This window comes from Spiroplasma endosymbiont of Danaus chrysippus, from assembly GCF_902809815.1.
In the GTDB taxonomy this organism is placed as follows: Bacteria; Bacillota_I; Bacilli_A; order Mycoplasmatales; family VBWQ01; genus Spiroplasma_E.
Window position 1 is genome coordinate 105,375 of record NZ_CADDIL010000005.1, and the last position, 22,192, is coordinate 127,566.

19 protein-coding genes, 2 pseudogenes and 1 other annotated feature are annotated in these 22,192 nt (G+C 24.0%); of the genes and pseudogenes, 6 read left to right on the plus strand and 15 right to left on the minus strand.

Features of this window, described 5'->3' with window-relative positions; genetic code table 4:
* Window positions 1–8 precede the first annotated feature (8 nt).
* The 6 genes from SPIRDC1_RS07210 to SPIRDC1_RS07235 all read right to left on the minus strand — a co-directional run bounded on the left by SPIRDC1_RS07210 (window position 9) and on the right by SPIRDC1_RS07235 (window position 6,801).
* A complete protein-coding gene (locus SPIRDC1_RS07210; protein ID WP_174481199.1) occupies window positions 9–2,870 on the minus strand; it encodes a hypothetical protein in 2,862 nt (953 codons plus the stop codon).
* A complete protein-coding gene (locus tag SPIRDC1_RS07215) occupies window positions 2,839–4,134 on the minus strand; it encodes a hypothetical protein (protein ID WP_174481200.1) in 1,296 nt (431 codons plus the stop codon). Before SPIRDC1_RS07215 ends, SPIRDC1_RS07210 begins: the two co-directional genes overlap by 32 nt.
* 3 nt (window positions 4,135–4,137) lie before the next feature.
* Window positions 4,138–5,490, minus strand: a complete 1,353-nt coding sequence (locus SPIRDC1_RS07220; protein WP_174481201.1) for a phage terminase large subunit — start codon at window positions 5,488–5,490, stop codon at window positions 4,138–4,140.
* A complete protein-coding gene (locus SPIRDC1_RS07225; protein WP_174481202.1) occupies window positions 5,484–5,879 on the minus strand; it encodes a terminase small subunit in 396 nt (131 codons plus the stop codon). The genes SPIRDC1_RS07220 and SPIRDC1_RS07225 overlap by 7 nt, the downstream gene beginning before the upstream one ends.
* 161 nt (window positions 5,880–6,040) lie before the next feature.
* Entirely contained in the window at window positions 6,041–6,247 is a 207-nt protein-coding gene (locus SPIRDC1_RS07230; protein WP_174481203.1) for a hypothetical protein, read from the minus strand.
* A gap of 287 nt (window positions 6,248–6,534) precedes the next feature.
* Entirely contained in the window at window positions 6,535–6,801 is a 267-nt protein-coding gene (locus SPIRDC1_RS07235) for a hypothetical protein (RefSeq protein ID WP_174481204.1), read from the minus strand.
* A 218-nt stretch (window positions 6,802–7,019) separates the two neighbouring features.
* Here SPIRDC1_RS07235 and SPIRDC1_RS07240 point away from each other — a divergent pair, with 218 nt between their 5' ends.
* Entirely contained in the window at window positions 7,020–7,712 is a 693-nt protein-coding gene (locus SPIRDC1_RS07240) for a UPF0236 family transposase-like protein (RefSeq protein WP_174481205.1), read from the plus strand.
* Here SPIRDC1_RS07240 and SPIRDC1_RS07245 read toward each other — a convergent pair.
* The coding region (locus SPIRDC1_RS07245) for an IS256 family transposase (RefSeq protein WP_233215009.1) at window positions 7,699–8,840 on the minus strand (1,142 nt) is incomplete at its 5' end. The two genes, SPIRDC1_RS07240 and SPIRDC1_RS07245, sit on opposite strands and share 14 nt — an antisense overlap.
* Window positions 8,841–9,475: 635 nt before the next feature.
* On the opposite strand from SPIRDC1_RS07245, the gene SPIRDC1_RS07250 reads away from it, so the two are divergent.
* The 4 genes from SPIRDC1_RS07250 to SPIRDC1_RS07265 all read left to right on the plus strand — a co-directional run bounded on the left by SPIRDC1_RS07250 (window position 9,476) and on the right by SPIRDC1_RS07265 (window position 15,026).
* Window positions 9,476–10,207 (plus strand): ABC transporter ATP-binding protein, encoded by a 732-nt coding sequence (locus SPIRDC1_RS07250; RefSeq protein ID WP_174481207.1) that lies wholly within the window; start codon window positions 9,476–9,478, stop codon window positions 10,205–10,207.
* Window positions 10,207–10,974 carry an ABC transporter permease gene (locus SPIRDC1_RS07255; RefSeq protein WP_174481208.1) on the plus strand — a complete coding sequence of 256 codons (768 nt, stop codon included), beginning with the start codon at window positions 10,207–10,209 and terminating at the stop codon, window positions 10,972–10,974. The genes SPIRDC1_RS07250 and SPIRDC1_RS07255 overlap by 1 nt, the downstream gene beginning before the upstream one ends.
* A gap of 285 nt (window positions 10,975–11,259) precedes the next feature.
* The gene (locus SPIRDC1_RS07260; RefSeq protein ID WP_174481209.1) at window positions 11,260–11,670 is read left to right on the plus strand and encodes a GNAT family N-acetyltransferase; all 411 of its coding nucleotides are present in this window, start codon (window positions 11,260–11,262) and stop codon (window positions 11,668–11,670) included.
* Between the two features lie 728 nt (window positions 11,671–12,398).
* Complete coding sequence (locus SPIRDC1_RS07265) at window positions 12,399–15,026, plus strand: valine--tRNA ligase (protein ID WP_174481210.1); 2,628 nt, start codon at window positions 12,399–12,401, stop codon at window positions 15,024–15,026.
* Between the two features lie 67 nt (window positions 15,027–15,093).
* Here SPIRDC1_RS07265 and SPIRDC1_RS07270 read toward each other — a convergent pair whose 3' ends face one another.
* From SPIRDC1_RS07270 to SPIRDC1_RS07285, 4 genes are all read right to left on the minus strand, one after another.
* Window positions 15,094–16,332 (minus strand): IS256 family transposase, encoded by a 1,239-nt coding sequence (locus SPIRDC1_RS07270; protein WP_174479940.1) that lies wholly within the window; start codon window positions 16,330–16,332, stop codon window positions 15,094–15,096.
* Window positions 16,333–16,458: 126 nt separating this feature from the next.
* The gene (locus SPIRDC1_RS07275; RefSeq protein WP_174480784.1) at window positions 16,459–17,289 is read right to left on the minus strand and encodes a hypothetical protein; all 831 of its coding nucleotides are present in this window, start codon (window positions 17,287–17,289) and stop codon (window positions 16,459–16,461) included.
* Window positions 17,290–17,292: 3 nt separating this feature from the next.
* Window positions 17,293–17,550 carry a hypothetical protein gene (locus tag SPIRDC1_RS07280; protein ID WP_174480332.1) on the minus strand — a complete coding sequence of 86 codons (258 nt, stop codon included), beginning with the start codon at window positions 17,548–17,550 and terminating at the stop codon, window positions 17,293–17,295.
* A gap of 578 nt (window positions 17,551–18,128) precedes the next feature.
* Window positions 18,129–19,124, minus strand: a complete 996-nt coding sequence (locus SPIRDC1_RS07285; RefSeq protein ID WP_174479968.1) for an IS3 family transposase — start codon at window positions 19,122–19,124, stop codon at window positions 18,129–18,131.
* 99 nt (window positions 19,125–19,223) lie between these two features.
* Here SPIRDC1_RS07285 and SPIRDC1_RS10355 point away from each other — a divergent pair.
* Window positions 19,224–19,406 (plus strand): annotated as a pseudogene (locus tag SPIRDC1_RS10355) (IS256 family transposase); the annotation flags it as partial.
* 65 nt (window positions 19,407–19,471) lie between these two features.
* On the opposite strand, the gene coaBC reads toward SPIRDC1_RS10355, so the two are convergent.
* From coaBC to rplU, 4 genes and pseudogenes are all read right to left on the minus strand, one after another.
* Window positions 19,472–20,644, minus strand: coding sequence for a bifunctional phosphopantothenoylcysteine decarboxylase/phosphopantothenate--cysteine ligase CoaBC (coaBC, locus tag SPIRDC1_RS07290; protein ID WP_174481211.1), 1,173 nt, complete (start codon window positions 20,642–20,644; stop codon window positions 19,472–19,474).
* 102 nt (window positions 20,645–20,746) lie between these two features.
* On the minus strand, window positions 20,747–21,034 hold the full coding sequence (gene rpmA, locus SPIRDC1_RS07295) for a 50S ribosomal protein L27 (RefSeq protein ID WP_174481212.1): 288 nt from the start codon (window positions 21,032–21,034) through the stop codon (window positions 20,747–20,749).
* A gap of 2 nt (window positions 21,035–21,036) precedes the next feature.
* A complete protein-coding gene (locus SPIRDC1_RS07300) occupies window positions 21,037–21,348 on the minus strand; it encodes a ribosomal-processing cysteine protease Prp (RefSeq protein WP_174481213.1) in 312 nt (103 codons plus the stop codon).
* A 334-nt stretch (window positions 21,349–21,682) separates the two neighbouring features.
* A pseudogene (gene rplU, locus SPIRDC1_RS10065) lies at window positions 21,683–21,973 on the minus strand (50S ribosomal protein L21); the annotation flags it as partial.
* Between the two features lie 11 nt (window positions 21,974–21,984).
* Window positions 21,985–22,057, minus strand: a sequence feature (ribosomal protein L21 leader region).
* Window positions 22,058–22,192: the final 135 nt, after the last annotated feature.

A 22,192-nucleotide genomic window follows, 5' to 3' on the forward strand; every position in this document is an offset into this window, starting at 1 on the left:
CTACCTTTCTAAGTTACACTTTTAGGATTAATTACCAATGATGTAGTTTGTAAGTTTCAATTAGACTGTGCATCACGAACATATCCAACTCCTATACTTGGTAATGTAGTTATAAATTGATATTGAACTATGATTAAATTGTCATCTTTACTTTGATATGCTTTTGTTTTAAAAGCCATTATTTTAAATCATGTTGATGATGGTGTTGTATGACCACTACTTGGAGTATCATTTGTTCATAATAAATTATTAATATATATTTTATTTAATCTTTCTGCATTTGTTAAAGAAGCAATTTGAAAGGGTTTTCAACCATCTCATTTGTTATTATTTACATTAAATATTCAATTATTATTACTATCATTATGATTTCCAGAATTATTATTATAAGCATTATCATTATCTTGGAAAAGAGCAGTATCATTTTGATTATCTGGTAAATTACCAATATCAGTTAAATTAATTTTTATAGGAGTAAATCAACTTTTAGAATTATTATACATTCCTAAAGTATCATTATCATATAGAGTATTCATATTAAAATTAAATTTAAATGTTATACTTTCATAATCTTCTTTAAATTTATCAACATTATCATAACCATATTGATTTACATAAATACCAATACTATTATGAAATTTACCTTTAACATCTTCTAAAATATGTGGTCTCATTTGATAAGTATCAATAGTTATAGATTTTAATGTACCATCAATATTATTATTAATCCCATATTGACTTTGATTACTTAAGTCAATAAATATAGGATGCGCTCTTTCTATTAATGGTGGTGGTTGTATTGTTTGGGGATAATTAAATGGTTGGTCAAATTTAAAAGTATTATTTGCTAAAATAAAAGTATTTTGAATTAATCTACTATTATTACTTGCTTTACCAACTGTTTGATAAGTACCACTTCAAATACTAAAATTATCATTAACAGCACCACTTCTATTATCTGGCATTGAATAAAATGTTATTTTAAAATTACTTTTACCAACAACTTTAATATCAATCATATCAATTGCTCATTTTAATATATTTTTATTAGTAAAATCTGATTCTTTTAATAAAGGATTAATATCATTATCTGGTGGTAATAAATATATTTGTATTTTATCAGTTTTATCTAATTGAACTAAATTATCAGTTGTAAGATTATAACCCATAGAACTAGTATTATTATTAATATTAAATTTTGACATTGATAATTTATCAGTTAAATTAAATGTAAATGATGTCATATGACTTGCTGTTCCCAATACAGATTGAATAGTATCTGGAGTATCATTTCTAAATACATCTAATGGAATTAATGCTGGATTAGTACTTTGTGAACTATATAATAATGTTGTATAAAAATTATATAATTCAGCAGATATTAAGCCATTTATATAAGGAAATTGAGGTATTAATAAATTACTTGATAATTTAGCACCAATATCTAATCCACCAACAAAAGCATTCATAAATGAACCAAATATTGGTATAGTATTAAGATTAATTTTAATTGTTTCTCTTACTGTTAAAGGTATTTCACTAATAGGATTATAAATAAAATAATGTAATGCATTAATAGTATTTAATTGCTTAAATTTATTATTATTCATATTATAATGAGTATTACCAATAAATTTTTTATTATTTTTATTATAATATTGAAAATATGGATTACCAGCAGTTGCATAATTATAATCTTCTATTTGTGCACCATTTAAAAAATTATTATCTCAATAATTTACTAATCTATTTGATACATCAACTTTATTAGTATTTTTAGTTTTTTCAACATTAGTTCTTAAATGACCTTCATAATTCTTAGTTGCACCATCATCATAATTTGGTGCAATTACTTTTTGTCAATCTTGATAACTATCCATAACTGATTGTCCTTGAACAGTTAATACATAATTAGTTTCTGGTAATGCTTGAAAACTTACTGGGTCATATGTACTACACTGATATTGTCATGGAAATAATAATTTACTAGGATATTGTTGATATTTATGTTGTTTAGTATTAATAGGATTATTATCAATATCTCTTCCTCATAATGCAATTGAAATAGGTTTTACTGAACCATAAAAAGATATTTGACAATGAGTAACTGGTAATGGAGTTAAATAATTATCATCTAAAACAATATTATTATTTTCATCTAATGCTGGTAATGCTACTGGGTCAGCAGGTGCACCTAATTGCACATATTGATTAATTGCTAATCCACTATGGGCTAATTTATCATTTAATGAACTAAAAGTACATTGAATATATGCTAATTCTTTATTTTCATTATTATAAGTTTTACTAGCAACTTCAAGAATATATCATTGTCTATCAACTTTAATTGATTTATCAGTATTTATAATTTTATTAATTTCTGGAATCATATATAACTTATATAAATTTGAAACAATATTATTAATAAAATTAAAATTCTTTTTTTCATTTGGAATATTAATAACTACATTTTTAATTGCTTGTTCTTGTATAAAAGCATTATTTGCTGGAGTTGCTGAATAAGTAATACCTAATTGGTCACTTAAAATATTTCCATAAAATACATCACCAATTTGTAATTGTTTATATGCTTCATCTGGATTATCTTTATTTTGAATAGGATAATAAGAATGGTCTCATACTGCTTGTATTGCTTCTCTACCAGTAAAGATTTTACTAAATGAAGTATAATCATTAGGAATTGAAGTTGGTGGTTTATAACCAGTTTCTGTTGAATTTATCGCACCTAAAATAATAGTAAAAGGACATACACGAAATTGTAAATCTTTATTTTGTGTAAAGTCTTTTTCAATTTCACCAGTTGATTTTCAAACTGTTTTAATTAATTGATGATTTATTTTCGGTATCATTTTTAGTTTCTCCTAAAAAAGTATTATTAAATTCAATTTCTTCTTTTTGATATTTTCTATTTTCTTCAATAATTTGTTGTGCTTCTTCTTCACTAACACCATATCTTTTAACTATAATTCTTTTAATATTAGTAATTCCTAATCTTAATTCTGCTTCATCAATTTCAAGTGATTTTAATCTATCTGTAATAGTATTTTCTTTAATTTCAAATGTTCATTTAGATTTATCACCATCTAATCCCATTAATATAAAACATCTTTGAAATATTTCATTTCAATCACTTTGATTTAAAGTTCTTTTAATTCTTGTAGTTTCCATATCGCGAGAATTAGTAATTAATACTTCTGCTTCAGTTTTTTGACTAGTAGTATCATTTACTGGACTATATCCACTACCTTCAAATGCTTTATCAATAATAAATTGAATAAATTCTGCATATTTATCTAATATTGGACTACCTTGTAAAATAGCAATTGGTGGTGTTCCACTAGTACTTCCTAAACTTCTTAAATTTGCTTGTAAAATAAATTTACCTATTAATTTTTTTAAATCAAAAGCAGTTTTAGATTGATTTATTTCTTGTTCAGTAATATCTAAAAATACACGAGTAACATTATATTCAAGTTCATGTTCAATTGATTCAAATGTTTTATTTAACAATTGTTGTAATCTTTTAATTGGAGTCATATCTGGATAATAATCACCAATAACTCCGCCAAAGAAATTCTTTTTAGGTAAATTTTGCATAAATTTAACTGGAATAATTCCTAAATTATGATTTTCTATTAAAGGTAATTGTAAATCTTTACTAATTTTTTCTTGTAAACCATCTAATGTAATAAAATCACTAGTAAAATATCTAATTATTTGATTTGGAGTATATGTTGTTTTAACATAAATACTTTGGTCATCATATTGTAATCTTGACCAAGTACTAGCACCTTGTTCAGTATCTAATACTCTTGCTACTCTTGATTGAGCATATGGTTGAGCAAAATTTAATGATATTCTACCTGTTTTACTTTTATCAATTTGAACAATACTATAACCATAACCACTCTTTATATGACAATCTTGATAAAATAATGAATCTAAATTATTTCATTCTTTTAATTTTTCAATGGCTCTTTTATATTCAGGATATTCACTTGTAAAATTATAACCATTACCTCATAGTAATTTTGAAGCATGATTTGCTATAATTTCTTGCAAATTTATCATACATCAATTAGGATTTAATATTTCAGTATTATGATTATTCATATGTTACTTCCTTTCAAAATAAGGATTTATATTTGCACTTAAATTTCTAATATATGGCTCAATTGCATAATCAAAAGCATCACGTAAATGGTCATTACCTGCTAATGGTATTTGTTTAATGCTCTTAGGGTCTCATACAGCTAATCTAAATTCATCTAATAATGCTTGTGCATTCATACTAATATTTAAGCGTTCTGATGCCATTAAAGCCACATTCTTACCTATTCTAAACTCAAGTCTTAATTTCACACAATCTTTAAAATATAATCATGAATTAACTTGATATTTAATTGCTGTATCATTAAGCATTTCAATAAATGTATAATTACTAAAATCACAATATACAGTTAAACCATATTCATATAACAAATTATTTTCTTTTGCTAATTTAATATAAAACTCAACTACTAATCTTGCTAATTGTTTATTATCATAACGTACTAATTTATTTTCTATTTTTAAACAATCAATAACATTAACAAATTTAAAATTATAATCAAAACCTATTAATAAACATGCTAAAGCATCATCTTTAAAACCATAATCTAATCCAGCACTAAATCTATAACTTGGTTGTAATAAACGTGATATCTTATGAATAAGATGTGAATATATACCACCAGATTCATAACCTACTAAACCATGACTTCTTACTCTTGCAGATATTGGGTCTAGAGTTTCTATTTCTAATAATTGTTGTTTATCACTATCTTTTAAATGAGTATTTAATTTTCAATTTTGATAATGATAAATAGTATTATCAATAATAGTAAATTGTTCATATTCATTAATAATTTGTTTTTCATTTTGAGGGCATGAATTTATAGTTTTTTTAATAAATTCATTAAGAATTGACCAAGGATTACAACTTTCAATTTCTAATAATTGATTTGCTCCACGAATAGCATCTTTTAAATCTTGATAATCATTTTCAGTAATTTCATATCTTTCATCACTTCATATAATTACATAATCATATAAATAATTACTTGCTAATCCAGTTAATTTAACATTACTATTATCTTGTGAATGTAAATATTTACAAGTTATTTTACTACCATTAAATTCAATAGTTTTTTTAGTTTCACTAATAATAAAATTAATACTAGAATAAGTTGCTCTAATAATTTGTTTTAATTCTTGTCAACTATCATTTAATTGTTTTGACATATTACGAATTAAATAAGCATGAATATTAATATTTTCTAACATTAATAAAATACCAAGAAATTCAATATCACTAAATGTTTTACCAGATTTACGACTACCTAATTGTTTAATTTTATTAATATTTAAAGGTTGTTTTAAATACATTCTTTTAGCAATATCTAATAAATAACCAAAATTACTTAACATTTATTCTTACCTTTATTTTCTAAACTAATTGCTATAGGGGCTGTATTATCACTACTTTTTATATCAATTTTTGTAGATAAATGATATTCTTTCACAAATGCTCTTTCTAAATATCATGCAGTATTATTTGCATTTGCTTTTAAATATCTTTGTGTATTAATATGGCGTATTTGTAAATATGCTCAATTAATTTGTTGTAAAAAAGTATTTCTCTTTTTTTGTTTTCAACTATAAAGAGTATTTTCTGTAATATTTAAATAAACTAACATACCAATTTTAGTAGGTACTTCATCAAACTCTTTACAATGAATAAAATAATTTTCTAATGCTTCTCTTAATTTTTTAGCATCATTAAAAATTGTTCTTATTTTTATTTTTTCTTCTTGCACATAAAAATCTCCTTTCATATGCTTTAAAAACACAAAAATTTATGATATAATTAATATAATCTTTAAGTTAAGTGCGGCAAAAATAACTTATTAACTTTATTAATTACTTCATATATTTATTTATTTAATTTTTATAATATAATTATAACAAAAAATAACAATTAGTTGTTATTTTTTTCTTTTCATTTTTGTTTTGCTTCTTGATATGCTAATTGTTGTGTTGGTTGATAATGATTTTCAAAACATAATTTACAAATCACTTTTCTATTATGTTTATTATCACAAAATACATATGCTCCAATAGGATTTCTTGGTGTGATATGAAAAGTGGTGCATTTTTCTATTATAGGTTTTGTTTTTTGAAACACATATTCTTCTACATATTCATATTTTATTCTTTCGTTTTTAACTTTTTCAAAATGTTTATTTTTATCTTGTAATATTTCTTCTTCTGTTTTATTTTCAATATCTCTTAATCAAATTTCTCTTATGATTCTGTTTAATGCTTTATTTCAATTGCCATATTTGTTAATTTCTAAATAATCTTGTTTTTTTGACTCTATTAAACAAAAATCATTTACTTTAATTATTGAATAAGGATTACCATAAAATAATTCATATTCTTTATCTTTTAAAAATAATTTATATAAACCACCTAAAGGCTTATTTTTTTTATTTCCTTCAACATTTCAACTTTTATTAATATCACTTTTTTTTCTATTCTAATAATATTTTGGTCATTCTTTTTTAACTCATTATTATACTCTTTTCATATTTCATTTTCTAATAGTTTTTCATTTCCTTCTTTTCTAAGTTCGTCTCATTTTTGTTGTTTTTTTCTTCTTATTTTTTCTTCTTTTTCTCACTCATCTTCTTCTAAAAAGGTATCATCATTATTTTTTTTTCTTTTAAATCAACTCATTTTATTTTCCTTTTCTATTTATATTTTTCTTTATTGTACATTATTTTATTAAAAAAGAAAAGATAACTAATAAAAGTTATCTTTTAAACGTAAATAGAATTTTCAAGTTATTAAACGTTTGTTAAAATTATACTCTAAAACCAAACATTTTTCAACAATATTTTAACTAATTTGTTAGAATAGTTAGGACAAAAAAATAAATAGAAAGGTGTTAAAAAATGTTTAGTTTTAAAGAATTTCAAAAATATGAAATTAATAATATTTTAACAAAATATATTAAAATAATCGAGGATTATGATGAATATTTTTTTAAAAATAGAGATAAAAATCAATATAAAATTGATTCAAGAGTTAATAGAACAGTAAATACTCCCAATGGAATAGGAACTTTTAGACAAAGAGTTTATTGAGATACAATTAATAAAAGATATCATTATCCAATTTATGAAGAATTTGGTATTAAAAAAAGAGCAAGAATTACTAATGATTTATATTTTGATATATTAGATAATTTAATTGAAAATTTAATATCAAAAAAAGGTTATTTTAATATTCAATCAGAATTTAAATATACTTCTTTTTCTAAAAATCTTATTTCAAGAATTTTTAAAAATGCAAAAATTGAAAAATGAATACCAGAAGAAAAATTTAAAGTATTAGATAATGAAAAATTAAATATATGTGCAGATGATGCTTATATAACTTGTTGAGATGAAAATGGTTTAAAACAACAATATTGTTGTAGACTTTTAACTTATAATTTAGGAAGAAAAGAAATTTATTCATATAGAAATAAATTAGACAAGAAAATAACTTCATTTATGTTATTTAAAACTAATAATGCACCAAAACAAGAGAGGCTTTTTAGTAATCTGTGTTTCTTTGTTTTACAAAGTACTAGTTCAGATTAATTCTGTCTTCAAATTTTATCATAAAATGAGCAATTGCTGTATTTCAATTTTGAATAGGCAATGTTCATTTTTTTGTGATATTTTCAATTGCTAAGTAAAAAATTTTAAAAACTGCCATATCATTAGGAAAAACTTTTTTATTTCTAATAACTTTTCGTAATTGGCTATTAACAGATTCAATAGCATTTGTAGTATAAATTACCCTTTTAATTTCTGCTGGATAACTAATAAAAACCATTAAATTTTCTCAATTTTTATATCAAGATTTAGCAATTTGTGGATATTGTTTATTTCATTTACTTTCAAATGATTCTAAAGCTTGCATTGCTTGTTCTTCACTACATGCTGTATAAATTGGCTTTAAATCGATAACTAGAGACTTTCGATGTTTGTATGAAACATATTTTAAGCTATTTCTAATTTGATGAACTATGCATAATTGATGTTCAGTTTTAGGATAAACTGATTGTATTGCCTCTGACATGCCTGTTAAATTATCACTACAAGCAATAAGAATATCATTTAAGCCTCGATTTTTCATTTCTGTAAAATTATTTAATCAGAATTTAGCACCTTCATTTTCACTAATTCATAAACCTAAAACATCTTTTTTACCTTCTAAATCAACTCCTAAAGCTATATAAACTGATTTGTTAATAATACGTTTATCCTGACGTACTTTAACTACGATACAATCAAAATAAATGATTGGATAAACACTATCTAATGGACGATTTTGCCATGCTTTGACATCATCAATGACATCATCAGTAATTTGACTAATTACGCTTTCGCTAATATCTGCGCCATCATATAACTCTTGCAACTGCATTCTAATATCTGATAAAGTCATACCTTTTGCATATAGTGAAAGAACTTGTTGATCAAAACCATCAAATCTTCTCTGTCTTTTTGTGATTATTACTGGTTCAAAATTACTATTGCGATCTCTTGGTACATCAATTTCAATTTTACCTTGTTGAGTTATTAATTTTTTTGATGTTGTACCATTACGAACATTGTCATTATTACTGCGTTGATTTCTTTCGTGTCCTAAATAATTTTGCATCTCAGAATTCAACATTTTTTCTACCAATCGTTTAGTTAATTCTTTATATAAGCCTCCCTNTTTATCCATTATTAAAAATCCTTTCATGTCAAAATTAGTGTTAATTGTATAACACAATTGTTTTTCGAATACATTCAAGTTTTTTTTAAATTAATGGTCTAGTAAAAAGGGCTAAGTAGCAAGTAGCGATGATGATCGTGGAATAATTTATAAAACTGATAAAATAAGTCAAACTTTTGGAAAATTTCAACAAATACAGGATGGACATAGAATTGATAGTTTAGTAGTTGACAAGGACAATACTGTTTTTGCTGGTTCTTGAAATGGTCATCTTTATAAGATAAAAAATGGAATATATGAGTAATCTTAGAAACAAATCCAAACCACGAGGTTAAACGTTTAGTCATTGATAGAGATGGTGTTTTGTTCGCTGGTGTTGATTCAAATCAAATATATAAAAAAGTAAAAAAATCATCTATTTTTTGCAATATGTTAGGAATAGATAATGATAATGAACATATTCTTGTCTTAACAATTAATTCAGAAAATACCTTATATGCTGCAGGAACTGAAGGAATTTTGTATTCAAATAAAAATTTTAATTAAAAAAATGTTGGTTCTTATGATATAAAATTAGTTTTTTTTAATGCTATACTTATTTATAAAGTTTAAAATAATATGAAAGGAAGCAATTATGAAAGTAATTAAGGTTAAAAATATTACGAAGTCGTATAATGGTAATGTTGTACTCGGACCTATTAATTTAGAAATTGAGAGTGGTAGTTCTGTTGCTATTTTTGGTGCTAATGGTGCTGGTAAAACTACATTATGTGAGATTATTAGTAATACTAAAAATGCAAGTACAGGAGAAATTGAATATAACTTTAATAAAAAAGATATTCCATATGTTGTTGGAATAAATTTTCAAGATCAAGTTTATCCTAGCTTTATAACAGTTAAAGAATTAATAAATTTTTATCAGAAGATTTATTTAGATAAAATAAAACCCGAAATTTTTAATAGTATGTTAGATAAGTTTCAATTAAAAGAATTATACAAACGTAAAGTAAATAGTTTATCGGGTGGTCAAAGACAAAGAGTTAATTTATTTTTATCATTATTTCATCAACCAAAAATTTATATTGGTGATGAGATTTCAACTGGTTTAGATGTTAAAACAAGAATTGATATTATTAATTTTTTACAAGAACAAATTAGTTTGAATAACATTACTTTAATTTTAGTTAGTCATAACTTAGATGAAATCCAAGCTTTATGTAGACGTATTATTTTTTTAAAGGATGGTCAAATTATTGATGATACTACTGTTGTTGAAGTTACTAAAAAATATGGTTCATTATTAAAATATTATTTAGAAAAAACAGAAACACCATTAGAAATAACTACGAGAAAGGAAAAAAAATAATGCTAGCAATGTTTCAATTATTATTTGGTTATTTTAAGAAATCTTTCCATAGTATTTTCTTTGGCTTTATTTTCCCTATTATTATGTTAACAATTTTAGTTGCTGTATTAACACCCGGTAACCCAAATGCTGCACAAACAGTATTACCGGGGTTAGTGATGTCAGCTTCACCAGTATTAGGAATTGTTACTTTATCAATGACATATTCTGATTTTAAACAATCAATAATTATTAAAAGAATTGGTGCAACACCATTAAAACCATGACAATTTATTAGTAGTATTTTAATATTTCATGTTATTTTAATTTTTATTGGTAGTTTTTGAACATTAGGAATTGGTGCAACTTTATATCATAATCAGATTAATTGAGAACTAATTAATTGAGTTTATATATTACTAGCAATTCTGCTTTCATCAATTATGTGTTCAGCAGTAGGAATAATGGTTGGTATTCTTGCTTCTGATTTTAAAATTGCTAATGCTTTTGCTTTATTATTATATTTGCCAACATCATTTTTATCGGGTCAATATATTCCATATGTAGCCATTAAAGGACAACCAGTTTTAGTTATTATTGCTAAAATTATTCCTTTTTCTTCTCCTGTTTCTATTATGAATAGAGGATGAAATAATTATGGTACTCCAAATGATTTAATCAATACAGCACTTTTTGATAATTACTGAATACCGATTTTAGTTAGTTTACTTTGAATTGGAGCATTAATATTTGGAGCAATTATGGCTTATAAATATCGACGTAAATAAATTAATCTATAATAATAAAAATAGTTACCATTTTGGTAACTATTTTTATTTCAATCAACAACTAGCAAACTTAAATCTACTGTAAGAGTTATGTAATATATTTTAATTTATATACAATTTGTTTATTTTTTTAAAACAAAGATATTTTATGATATTATTAAATTAATTTAATAACTGTTAATTACTAGTATAGATAGTTTTATCTATATTAGTTTTTTTGTTTTTATTAAATTAATTTAATTAAAAAAATATTATATATTGGGTTTATTAGAAAGAAGTTAAAATATGGCAAACGGCAGAGAAATTATTATTACGAATAATTTAAATAATCCAAGTATAAAAAGTTTATTATTAATTGATGAATTTAATAATAAAATCGGTGACGCAATACTTATTATTGATTTAGAAAAAAAAGAAGCTATTTTAGAAAGTATATTTATTGAAGAAAAATATCGTAAGCAACAATATGGTAGTTTACTTATTTACAAAATTTTTGAGATATGTCATAGCAATAATATCGAAAACCTTATTTTATTATCAGATCCAACTAATGTTACTGTCGGTGAATTTTATGAAAAATTAGGATTCACTTATGCATGAAATAAAAAAACTTTTTTTATGATTATGAAATTAATATACCTCATGCAATTTTTAATAAAAGAGATGAAATTGAAAAGTGAAAAAATATTAAAATAAAAGAAATTTTTATTGATTTTGATAAGTCAAAATCAAAAGCTATAAATGATGAACAAAAGATATTAGAGGATAGTGAAATATTATCTAGTATTTTAGATGAAGTTTTAATACATGAAGAATCAATTTTCAAGGAAGATTATCAAAAAGTTATTGATTGATTTAATCAACAAAGAGAACAAATAATCAAAAATCCAAAACAATGATGAAATACTTTAACCCCCAAACAAGTAGATGTTGTTAAAAATGAGGCAAAAAAATGATGAAATAACTTAACACCAGAACAAAGAAAAATAAAATTATTAGAAAAACAAGCATATCAAAAAAAGACAATAAAAAAAAGATGATACTCCTTTATTGTGTGATTTTGATCAAAATATAAAAAATAAATTAGACTGCATGCAGTCTATGAAAACATCAACTCCTGTTGTTAAAAAAGATAATTTTAATATATAGATTTTTTCTTTTCTCAAATGTCTTGTTTTTTAAAATTAACAATGTAAAATAAAATACATAATTAATTTAAAATATAAAAGAGTAAAATTAAATGGTAATTTAGAGACTTAGTGGTTGCTGTAAACTAAGCAAGTTTAATTTGAAGGTAACTTATATTATTAGTAATTTAAATAATAATTAAGTGCATTTACTTTGTAAATGAATTAGGATGGTACCGCGTTAAAAAACGTTCCTATTTGTGGAATGTTTTTTTATTTTAAAAAGGAGTATAAAAAATGAATAAAAATTTAAACAAAAAATATAATCATATTGAAATTGAAAAGGATCGTTATGAACAATGAGTAAAATCTGGATTATTTAAGGCAAATGTTAGTTCTATTAATCCTACATTTTCTATTATCTTACCACCACCTAATGTAACCGGACTTTTACATTTAGGTCATGCTTGAGATAGTACTATCCAAGATTTATTAATTCGTTATAAACGTTTACAAGGATTTAATACTTTATTTATACCTGGTATGGATCATGCCGGCATTGCCACACAAGTTAAAGTTGCACAACGTATTAAAGAAGAACAAAAACTTAATTTGCAAGAATTAGGTAAAGATAAATTTTTACAACAAGCATGAAAATGAAAAACAGAATATGCACAAAACATAAGAAAACAGTGAGCAAAACTTGGTTTAGCATTAGATTATTCGCATGAAGTATTTACTTTAGATGAAAATGTTAAGCAAGCAGTTAATGAAGTATTTGTAAAGTTATATAAAGAAGGTTTAGTTTATCGAGGAAAAAAGATAGTAAATTGAGATCCAGAATTAAAAACCGCTATTTCTAATATTGAAGTAAATTATCATGAAACAAAAGGAAAAATGTATTATTTAAAATATTTTATAGAAAATAGTAGTGAATTTATTACTATTGCTACTACCAGACCAGAAACAATGTTTGCTGATCAGTGTATAGTTGTAAATAGTAAAGATAAACGTTATTTACAATTTATTGGTAAAATGGTTGTTAATCCGGCTAATAAAATGTTAATTAAAGTCATTGCTGATGATTATGTTGATATGAATTTTGGAACAGGTGCTATGAAATGTACACCAGCTCATGATGCTAATGACTATGAAATTGCATTACGTCACAATTTAGCAATGCCTATTTGTATGAATGTTGATGGAACTATGAATGAATTAGCACAATCATATATTAATCAAGATCGAATGGTATGTCGTAAACAATTAGTTGAACAATTAAGAAAAGAAAATTTAGTTGTAAAGGTTGAAGACCATCTTCATCAAGTTGGTTATTCAGAAAGAAGTAACGCTATTATTGAACCATATTTATCACAACAATGATTCATAAAAATGAAACCATTAGTTGAAATGATTATTGATAAACAAAAAAATAAGAAAACAAAGATTGATTTTCATCCAATATTATTTGAACAACAACTTTTGCAGTGATTAAATAATATTCAAGATTGATGTATTTCTCGTCAATTGTGATGAGGTCATTCGCTTCCAGTTTGATATCATAAAAAAACTAAGAAAATTTATGTTGATACTAACCCACCATCACCAATTAACGATTATATTCAAGAATCAGACGTATTAGATACATGATTTTCTAGCGGTTTATGACCTTTTGTAACCTTGGGTTGACCACAAAAAAATGTTAATTTGCAAAAATATTATCCAATATCAGTATTAGTTACTGCTTATGATATTTTATTTTTTTGAGTTGCACGAATGATGTTTATGGGTTGAAAATTTACTAATCAAAAACCATTTACTAATGTTTTAATTCATGGTTTAATTCGTGATGAACAAGGTAGAAAAATGTCAAAATCATTAAATAATGGAATTGATCCAATGGAAGTTATTAAAAAGTATGGTGCGGATGCTTTACGTTACTTTTTAGTTAGCAATTGTGCTCCGGGTCAAGATTTAAGATTTAGTATTACTAAAGTTGAGTCAACTTGAAATTTCAATAATAAGTTATGAAACGCTGCACGTTATGTACTAATGAATATTGATGATAAGTTTCAATTGGATGAAAATATTGTCTATAATAATTCATTATCATTTATTGATCAATGAATTTTACAAGAACTTAATCAATTGATTATTTATGTAGAGCAATATATGGAAAAATATGAATTTGTTTTAGTAGTTAAAGCACTATCAAATTTTATATGAAATAAATATTGTTCTTGATATATTGAATTAAATAAAGTTAATTTACAAAATCAAGAGCAACAAAGTAACTCATTACAAACATTATATTATGTTTTACAACAAATTATTATTATGGTTCATCCCTTTATTCCCTTTATTACAGAAGCAATTTATGAAGAAATGGGGTATAAAAATAGCATTTTAACAAATAAGTTTCCTAAAGTTAAAGTTATGAAAAAAACAAAAGATGTAACACAATTTGTTGAAATATTAATTGAAATTATTGGTAATATTCGAGAAATTCGTAAAGAACTTAATTTATCTTTAAAATTACCGTTAACTATTCATATCAATACGACTAATTCTTTTTTTGAAGTAGAAAAAAATACTTTAAATCCTTATTTATTACAATTAACTAATAGTCAAATTGTTACTATTAGTGATAGTCCGTTGTCTGTTAATAATAAAATAATTAAAATTATTAATTCAGCAGTAATAGAAATTAATGTTTCAAATTTATTTAATAAAGAAGAACAATTAGCAAAATTAAAAGAGGACTTAGTTTATATTGAAAATGAAATAAAACGTAGTAAAGATATTTTAAGTAACCAACAATTTTTAGTAAAGGCACCACCAATAAAAGTTGAAATAGAAAAGCAGAAATTAGAAAAGTATCAAAATCAAAAAATTTTAATCAATGCCAAGATTAAAGAATTATAAAAAACTTTTATTTTAATTCAAGTTGAGAGACTTTTTAGTAATCTGTGTTTCTTTGTTTTACAAAGTACTAGTTCAGATTAATTCTGTCTTCAAATTTTATCATAAAATGAGCAATTGCTGTATTTCAATTTTGAATAGGCAATGTTCATTTTTTTGTGATATTTTCAATTGCTAAGTAAAAAATTTTAAAAACTGCCATATCATTAGGAAAAACTTTTTTATTTCTAATAACTTTTCGTAATTGGCTATTAACAGATTCAATAGCATTTGTAGTATAAATTACCCTTTTAATTTCTGCTGGATAACTAATAAAAACCATTAAATTTTCTCAATTTTTATATCAAGATTTAGCAATTTGTGGATATTGTTTATTTCATTTACTTTCAAATGATTCTAAAGCTTGCATTGCTTGTTCTTCACTACATGCTGTATAAATTGGCTTTAAATCGATAACTAGAGACTTTCGATGTTTGTATGAAACATATTTTAAGCTATTTCTAATTTGATGAACTATGCATAATTGATGTTCAGTTTTAGGATAAACTGATTGTATTGCCTCTGACATGCCTGTTAAATTATCACTACAAGCAATAAGAATATCATTTAAGCCTCGATTTTTCATTTCTGTAAAATTATTTAATCAGAATTTAGCACCTTCATTTTCACTAATTCATAAACCTAAAACATCTTTTTTACCTTCTAAATCAACTCCTAAAGCTATATAAACTGATTTGTTAATAATACGTTTATCCTGACGTACTTTAACTACGATACAATCAAAATAAATGATTGGATAAACACTATCTAATGGACGATTTTGCCATGCTTTGACATCATCAATGACATCATCAGTAATTTGACTAATTACGCTTTCGCTAATATCTGCGCCATCATATAACTCTTGCAACTGCATTCTAATATCTGATAAAGTCATACCTTTTGCATATAGTGAAAGAACTTGTTGATCAAAACCATCAAATCTTCTCTGTCTTTTTGTGATTATTACTGGTTCAAAATTACTATTACGATCTCTTGGTACATCAATTTCAATTTTACCTTGTTGAGTTATTAATTTTTTTGATGTTGTACCATTACGAACATTGTCATTATTACTGCGTTGATTTCTTTCGTGTCCTAAATAATTTTGCATCTCAGAATTCAACATTTTTTCTACCAATCGTTTAGTTAATTCTTTATATAAGCCTCCCTCTTTAAAAACTGTTGTTAAATCCTCAGTATTTTCTAATAATAAATCTACTGCTTTTGATATTGGATCATTGTTATTAAGATTATCTTTTTTAGCCATCTGTAACTCACTCTTTCTAGATATATAAATTATATTTACTAGAATTAATTAAACATAGTTATTTTTGTAAGTCACACAGATTACTAAACATTCCAAAAAATGCCTTTAATAGGCATTTTTACTTATTTATAAACTCATGTGATTATAATCTCAATTTAATGAAGCATTATCATAATTTAATGGTACTTCGGTCATATTATCACTACCATAATATTGACTTGATGTTTCACTATTAATTGTGAATCTATTATCATTAATTAATCTTGTAGTTTCATTATTAAATGGTGTTTCTTGCATTTCTTCAATATGATTAGTTGTTTCCATAGGTAATAAATTATGAATAATTTCACTTGCACCAGCAATTATGGTAGGTACTGCATAAGCATTCATAAAATCATTATTTATACCCATTGCTACACCACTACTAATCAAACAACCACCAGTAGCCATATTACATATCTTTCTTATTGCTTCAAATTTATTAGGTATTAACTCAGTAATTCCAGCAACCAAATTGGCAATACCATATGAATTTAAAGATATATATGTATCTCAATCCATTAAATGATTATCAATAGTATCATGATTACTAAATAATAAATCTGGTGGAAATGGGTCAACAGTAGTAGTTGTTATTGGATTTTCTGTTGGATTAGGATTAATATCTGCATTAGTAAATTTACTATAATTAACTAAACCAATTGTTCCTAATCCTAATAATATTTTTTTACTACTATTAATTAATTTAGTTTTTGAACTTGGCATTTGATTTAAATTTCAAATATCAATTCCTAATTTTTTACTAAATAATAAAGCATTAATACTTCCTAAAATAGGATTTCCTATTAATTGACCATAATAAGCACTGGTACCAATCATGGCAGATAATGGTGCTATTCCAGTTCTTATTAATTTTAATAAAGTATAATTTGATTGTGAGTTTTCTGTATTTGGCATTTTCTATTCTCCTTTTATAAATTTAAATTTCATATTTCCAATAGTATCTCTATTATTACCGACAATAATTAAATATCCAGTTTGATTATTTTCTAATATTCATGAATAATAAATATCTTGTGGATATAATTTTGGATATAAATTTAATGCTAATAAATAACATAAAGCATCTTCTTTATTTTTTAATAAACTTACTGTTTTACATATTATTTCTTTAGGACTTTTTTCATTATAAAATCATTCAGTTTTAATGTTTCTCATTATTTCACATCCTTTTATGAACTCATCAGCACCGTTTACTACGGTGGACTATAGAATTATAATGTTATCCAAATTTTAATAATTCTATAGTTTCGTTCTGTATAAAATAAAATTTAGGACTTACATTGACATATTTAAATAAAAATAGGAGTTAAACAGGTTATATGTCAAATGCCTATCATTTTATTTAATCTTTTATTATTGCTATTGCTCCTAAAATAAGAGCAACTAAACAAAATAATAATATGATTGCTACTGGTGTAGTTGCTATCACTATTAATAATATTCCTCATCAAGGCATTATTTACTCTCCTCTTTTCATGTCATTTCAAACTGAATTTTAAATTTTCCAAATAAAATAAATGCTAGTAAATTATAAGGAATAGAGATTAAAGATAATAATAAAAATATTGGTAAAATTAATATTCTTAATAAGATATAAAATAATTTCATTAATCAAATTCACCTTTTTATATAAATTCAAGTACTTTATAATAAGCAGTAAGTTTACCGGCTTCTTTGCTACTTGCTACTTGGTGGTTAGCCCTAAATACTGGACCACTTTTGGATAGACAGTTTTAAATTTTTATTTGTGAAATTGGTGGTTTTAGAAATTTAGAATGTATTCTTTCGTAATTATAAAACATAATATATTGGTTTACATCATTTATAGCTTCATTGAGAGAAAAATATTGATTTGAACCTTTAGGTAGTCATTCTTGAGATAAATGAGAAAATCAGTTTTCAGATATTACATTGCCACCAATATCATAAGGTTGTTTTTTGCTTAAAATTATTTGCTTATCAGCAGCTCAATTTGTGATGTCTTGACAATAAAATTCGTTGGCGTTATCTGAGTGTAAAATAACGTTTTTTACTTGGTTTCAAGAGAATTGTTGATTTATTTTTTCAAGTGCAGGAAGGATTAAATCTTGATAGGATTTGTTTGAACATGTATTATAGCTTACAATATTATTTGAATAAAAATCAATAATTACAAAAAGATATAATCAACCTTCTTTAGTATTTATTTGTTTAGTGTCCATTGATCAAATTTGATTTGAAGAGGTTGTACTTTTATAATCTTTGTTTACTTTATCCATTGTAGGTATTCACTTATTTGGATTTTTTTTGTTTTTAGGATAGTTATTTTTAGTTTGTTTTAATCCTTGAAGATTGTGATCTTTCATAATTTTTCGCATTTGTTTTGTTGATAATTCTAGATTTAAAATAATATGTTTGTATTGTTTTAATCATTCTTTAAATGCTGAAAAAATTCGTAAATAGCCATAAATTTGTCCTTTTCTTGTAAAATGAAATTCAAGTAAAAGTTGGCATAATTCTTGATATTTATGTGTACAATTACTAATTTGATTTTTTTCTTTTTTAATAGGGTTTTGTTTGTTTTTTACAAAATAATATGTTGATCGGTTTAGTTGAAGATGTTGGCAAAGATATCTAATTGAATATTGGTTTTTGCTATCATCAATAATTTGAATTTTTTGTTTGATATTTAACTTGTTAATTACTAATGCTATTTGTTTAATTTTATCCATTATTAAAAATCCTTTCATGTCAAAATTAGTGTTAATTGTATAACACAATTGTTTTTCGAATACATTCAAGTTTTTTTTAAATTAATGGTCTAGTAAAAAGGGCTAAGTAGCAACCACCATAGCCAATTACGAAAAGTTATTAGAAATAAAAAAGTTTTTCCTAATGATATGGCAGTTTTTAAAATTTTTTACTTAGCAATTGAAAATATCACAAAAAAATGAACATTGCCTATTCAAAATTGAAATACAGCAATTGCTCATTTTATGATAAAATTTGAAGACAGAATTAATCTGAACTAGTACTTTGTAAAACAAAGAAACACAGATTACTAAAAAGCCTCGCAATAAATTCTATTTTTATTATATTAATAATTTAAAATATTCTTACTTATAATATCAACTATCTGTTTAGCAACTTCCACTTTTCAACCAATTAAATTATAATTATTATTTTTAAAATAAAAATTAATTTCTGTGTCATTTTTACCCATAACACTAATATTATTAATACAAATACCATCACAATTTTTAATTTTCATTTTTTCGATACCAAGATTTTTATCATTAAATTCTTGAGCAGCAAAACCAATTAAAACTTGTTTTGTTTTCTGCTTACCTAAAAATGCCAATACATCAATATTAGCAATCAGTGATAAAGATAAATTTTCAATTTTATTTTTAATTATTTTATTAGGAATATATTTACTTACTTTATAATCATTTAAAGCAGCAGCACATATTACAATATCAGCATTATCAAAGTTTTCTTTCATTTCTAAGAACATTTTTTCATTAGTATTTGCTTCAATAATAGTTAGGTTTTTTTGCGATTTAATTTCAAAATCACAATCACCTGCAACTAATACTACTTTAGCGTCAGTTTTAAGAAAAGCATCTACTAATGCTTTACCCATTTTTCCTGAAGAATTATTAGTAATATAACGAATTGGATCAATATAAGTTCTAGTACGACCAATATTAATTAAAATTTTTTTATTAGATAAATCAATACTTTTTTTAAAAAAATCTTTAATTATTGTTAATGCATTATCTGGACTTTTAACCCGTCCATCACCAATCATCTTACAGGCTAACATTCCTGAATCTGGAGGAATAATAGTAATATTTTCAAAATTAGATAATTCTAATAAATTTTTTTGAAAACTTTGATTGTGATACATATTATGATTCATTGCTGGAAATAATATCTTTTCTGCTTTGGAAGCTAAAAATACTGATAATGCTAAACTATCAGCAATTGCTAAATTTGCTTTACTAATAAAACTCATAGTAGCAGGATAAACAACAATTAAATTTGTTTTAATTGCTAAATTAGTGTGAGTAATTAAATCTCCTTTAACATATGATTCTTGTTCAAACATTTCAGAATAATAAGAAAATGTTTTATCTTCTAGAAAATGTAAAGAACTTTTAGTACAAATAATATCAACTAAAAATTCTTTTTTTAATTGTTTTAATAAAATTAAGGCTTTGTTTGTTGCAATACTACCAGTAATTATTAAAGTAATATGTTTCATTATTTTCTCCTATCATATCATTAAACATAAAATAAACAAACAAAACTTATCTTCAAAATATGATAGCATTGAAAATAGGTTTTTATTATTAAAAATTTATTTTTACTTTTTATCAAGTATAACTGAAACTCGTGTTTTATTTTTTTTAAAAATGGTATACTTAACAATTCCTGATTTTAAAGCAAATAAGGTATCATCACCACCACGCCCTACATTTTCACCAGGGTGAATTTTAGTTCCACGTTGACGATAAATAATTGTTCCCTCTTTTAAACTTTGTCCATCACCAATTTTAGCACCTAAACGTTTAGAATGTGAATCACGACCATTACGAGTTGAACCCACTCCTTTTTTTGAAGCAAATAATTGTAAATTTAATTTATAAAACATAATTACACCTCCTTTATGTTAATATATTTTGGATATTGTTCTTTAATAGTTTTTAATTGTCAAAGCATTGTTTTTAAAATGATTTGACTATTATTAGTGAAACTAGCAACTTTAAGTTTAACTAATCCAGCAGTATTATTAATTACTTGAACTTGATAATGATCAAGTTCATGAAGTGCATTTAATGTACCAATAACAATGGCTGAAATCCCTGCACAAACAATATCATTTCCAATTTTTGAAAAATTAGCATGACCAGTAATTATAACTTCTACAATGTTACTATTTTGGTAATTATAAGTAACTTTAACCATAATTTAATATTACCTTAAATTATTTTTTATTATTTTCATCATCTTCTTTAACAACTTTAACAGTCATATTTTTATGATCAAAAATAGTTTTTAAATTACCTTCACTAACAACAGTTTTAGTGCTATCTGGTTCTGTAATATTATCCTTAACAACTGATTTAGTTTTAACAACTTTTTCTTTTGTAAGTTCTTTTTTTACTTTACTAAGTACTGATTTTGGCTCTTTAATAATAGGAGTTACTACTTCAGAAATTACTTCTTTTTTTACTTCATCCTTAATTACTGGTTTTGATTGTTCTGCCTTCTTATCAACAAGACTTTTACCAGCAAGTAAAATATCAGTAATTAATACCTTTGTATATGGCTGACGGTGTCCATACATTGTTTTTGAATTTTTCTTAGGTTTATATTTAAACACTCGAATCTTTTTTGATTTATCTTGTTTAATAATCTCACCATGAACTTCAGCACCTTTTAGGAAAGGTTTACCGAATTGTTGATCAATCATCAATATTTTGTCAAAAATAATTTTATCTTTAGCTTTGCCAACAAGTTTTTCAACAAAAATTTCTTGACCATAGGAAACATTAATTTGTTTTCCTCCTGTTTGAATAACTACAAACATTTTTCTTATTACCTCCAGTTTAGACTCGCCTTATAGGTGGAATAAATCACTTGTTAACCTAAAGTAGAGCGGTTGAAACTGCATAAACAGTCTTAAATATTATAAAGTATTTTTTATTAAAAGCAATACAAAATTTAGAATTATACACATAATTTAAATATAAAAATTACTAAAAAAAGAAAATAAAAAATATATCTTTAATATTTAATAATTAATATA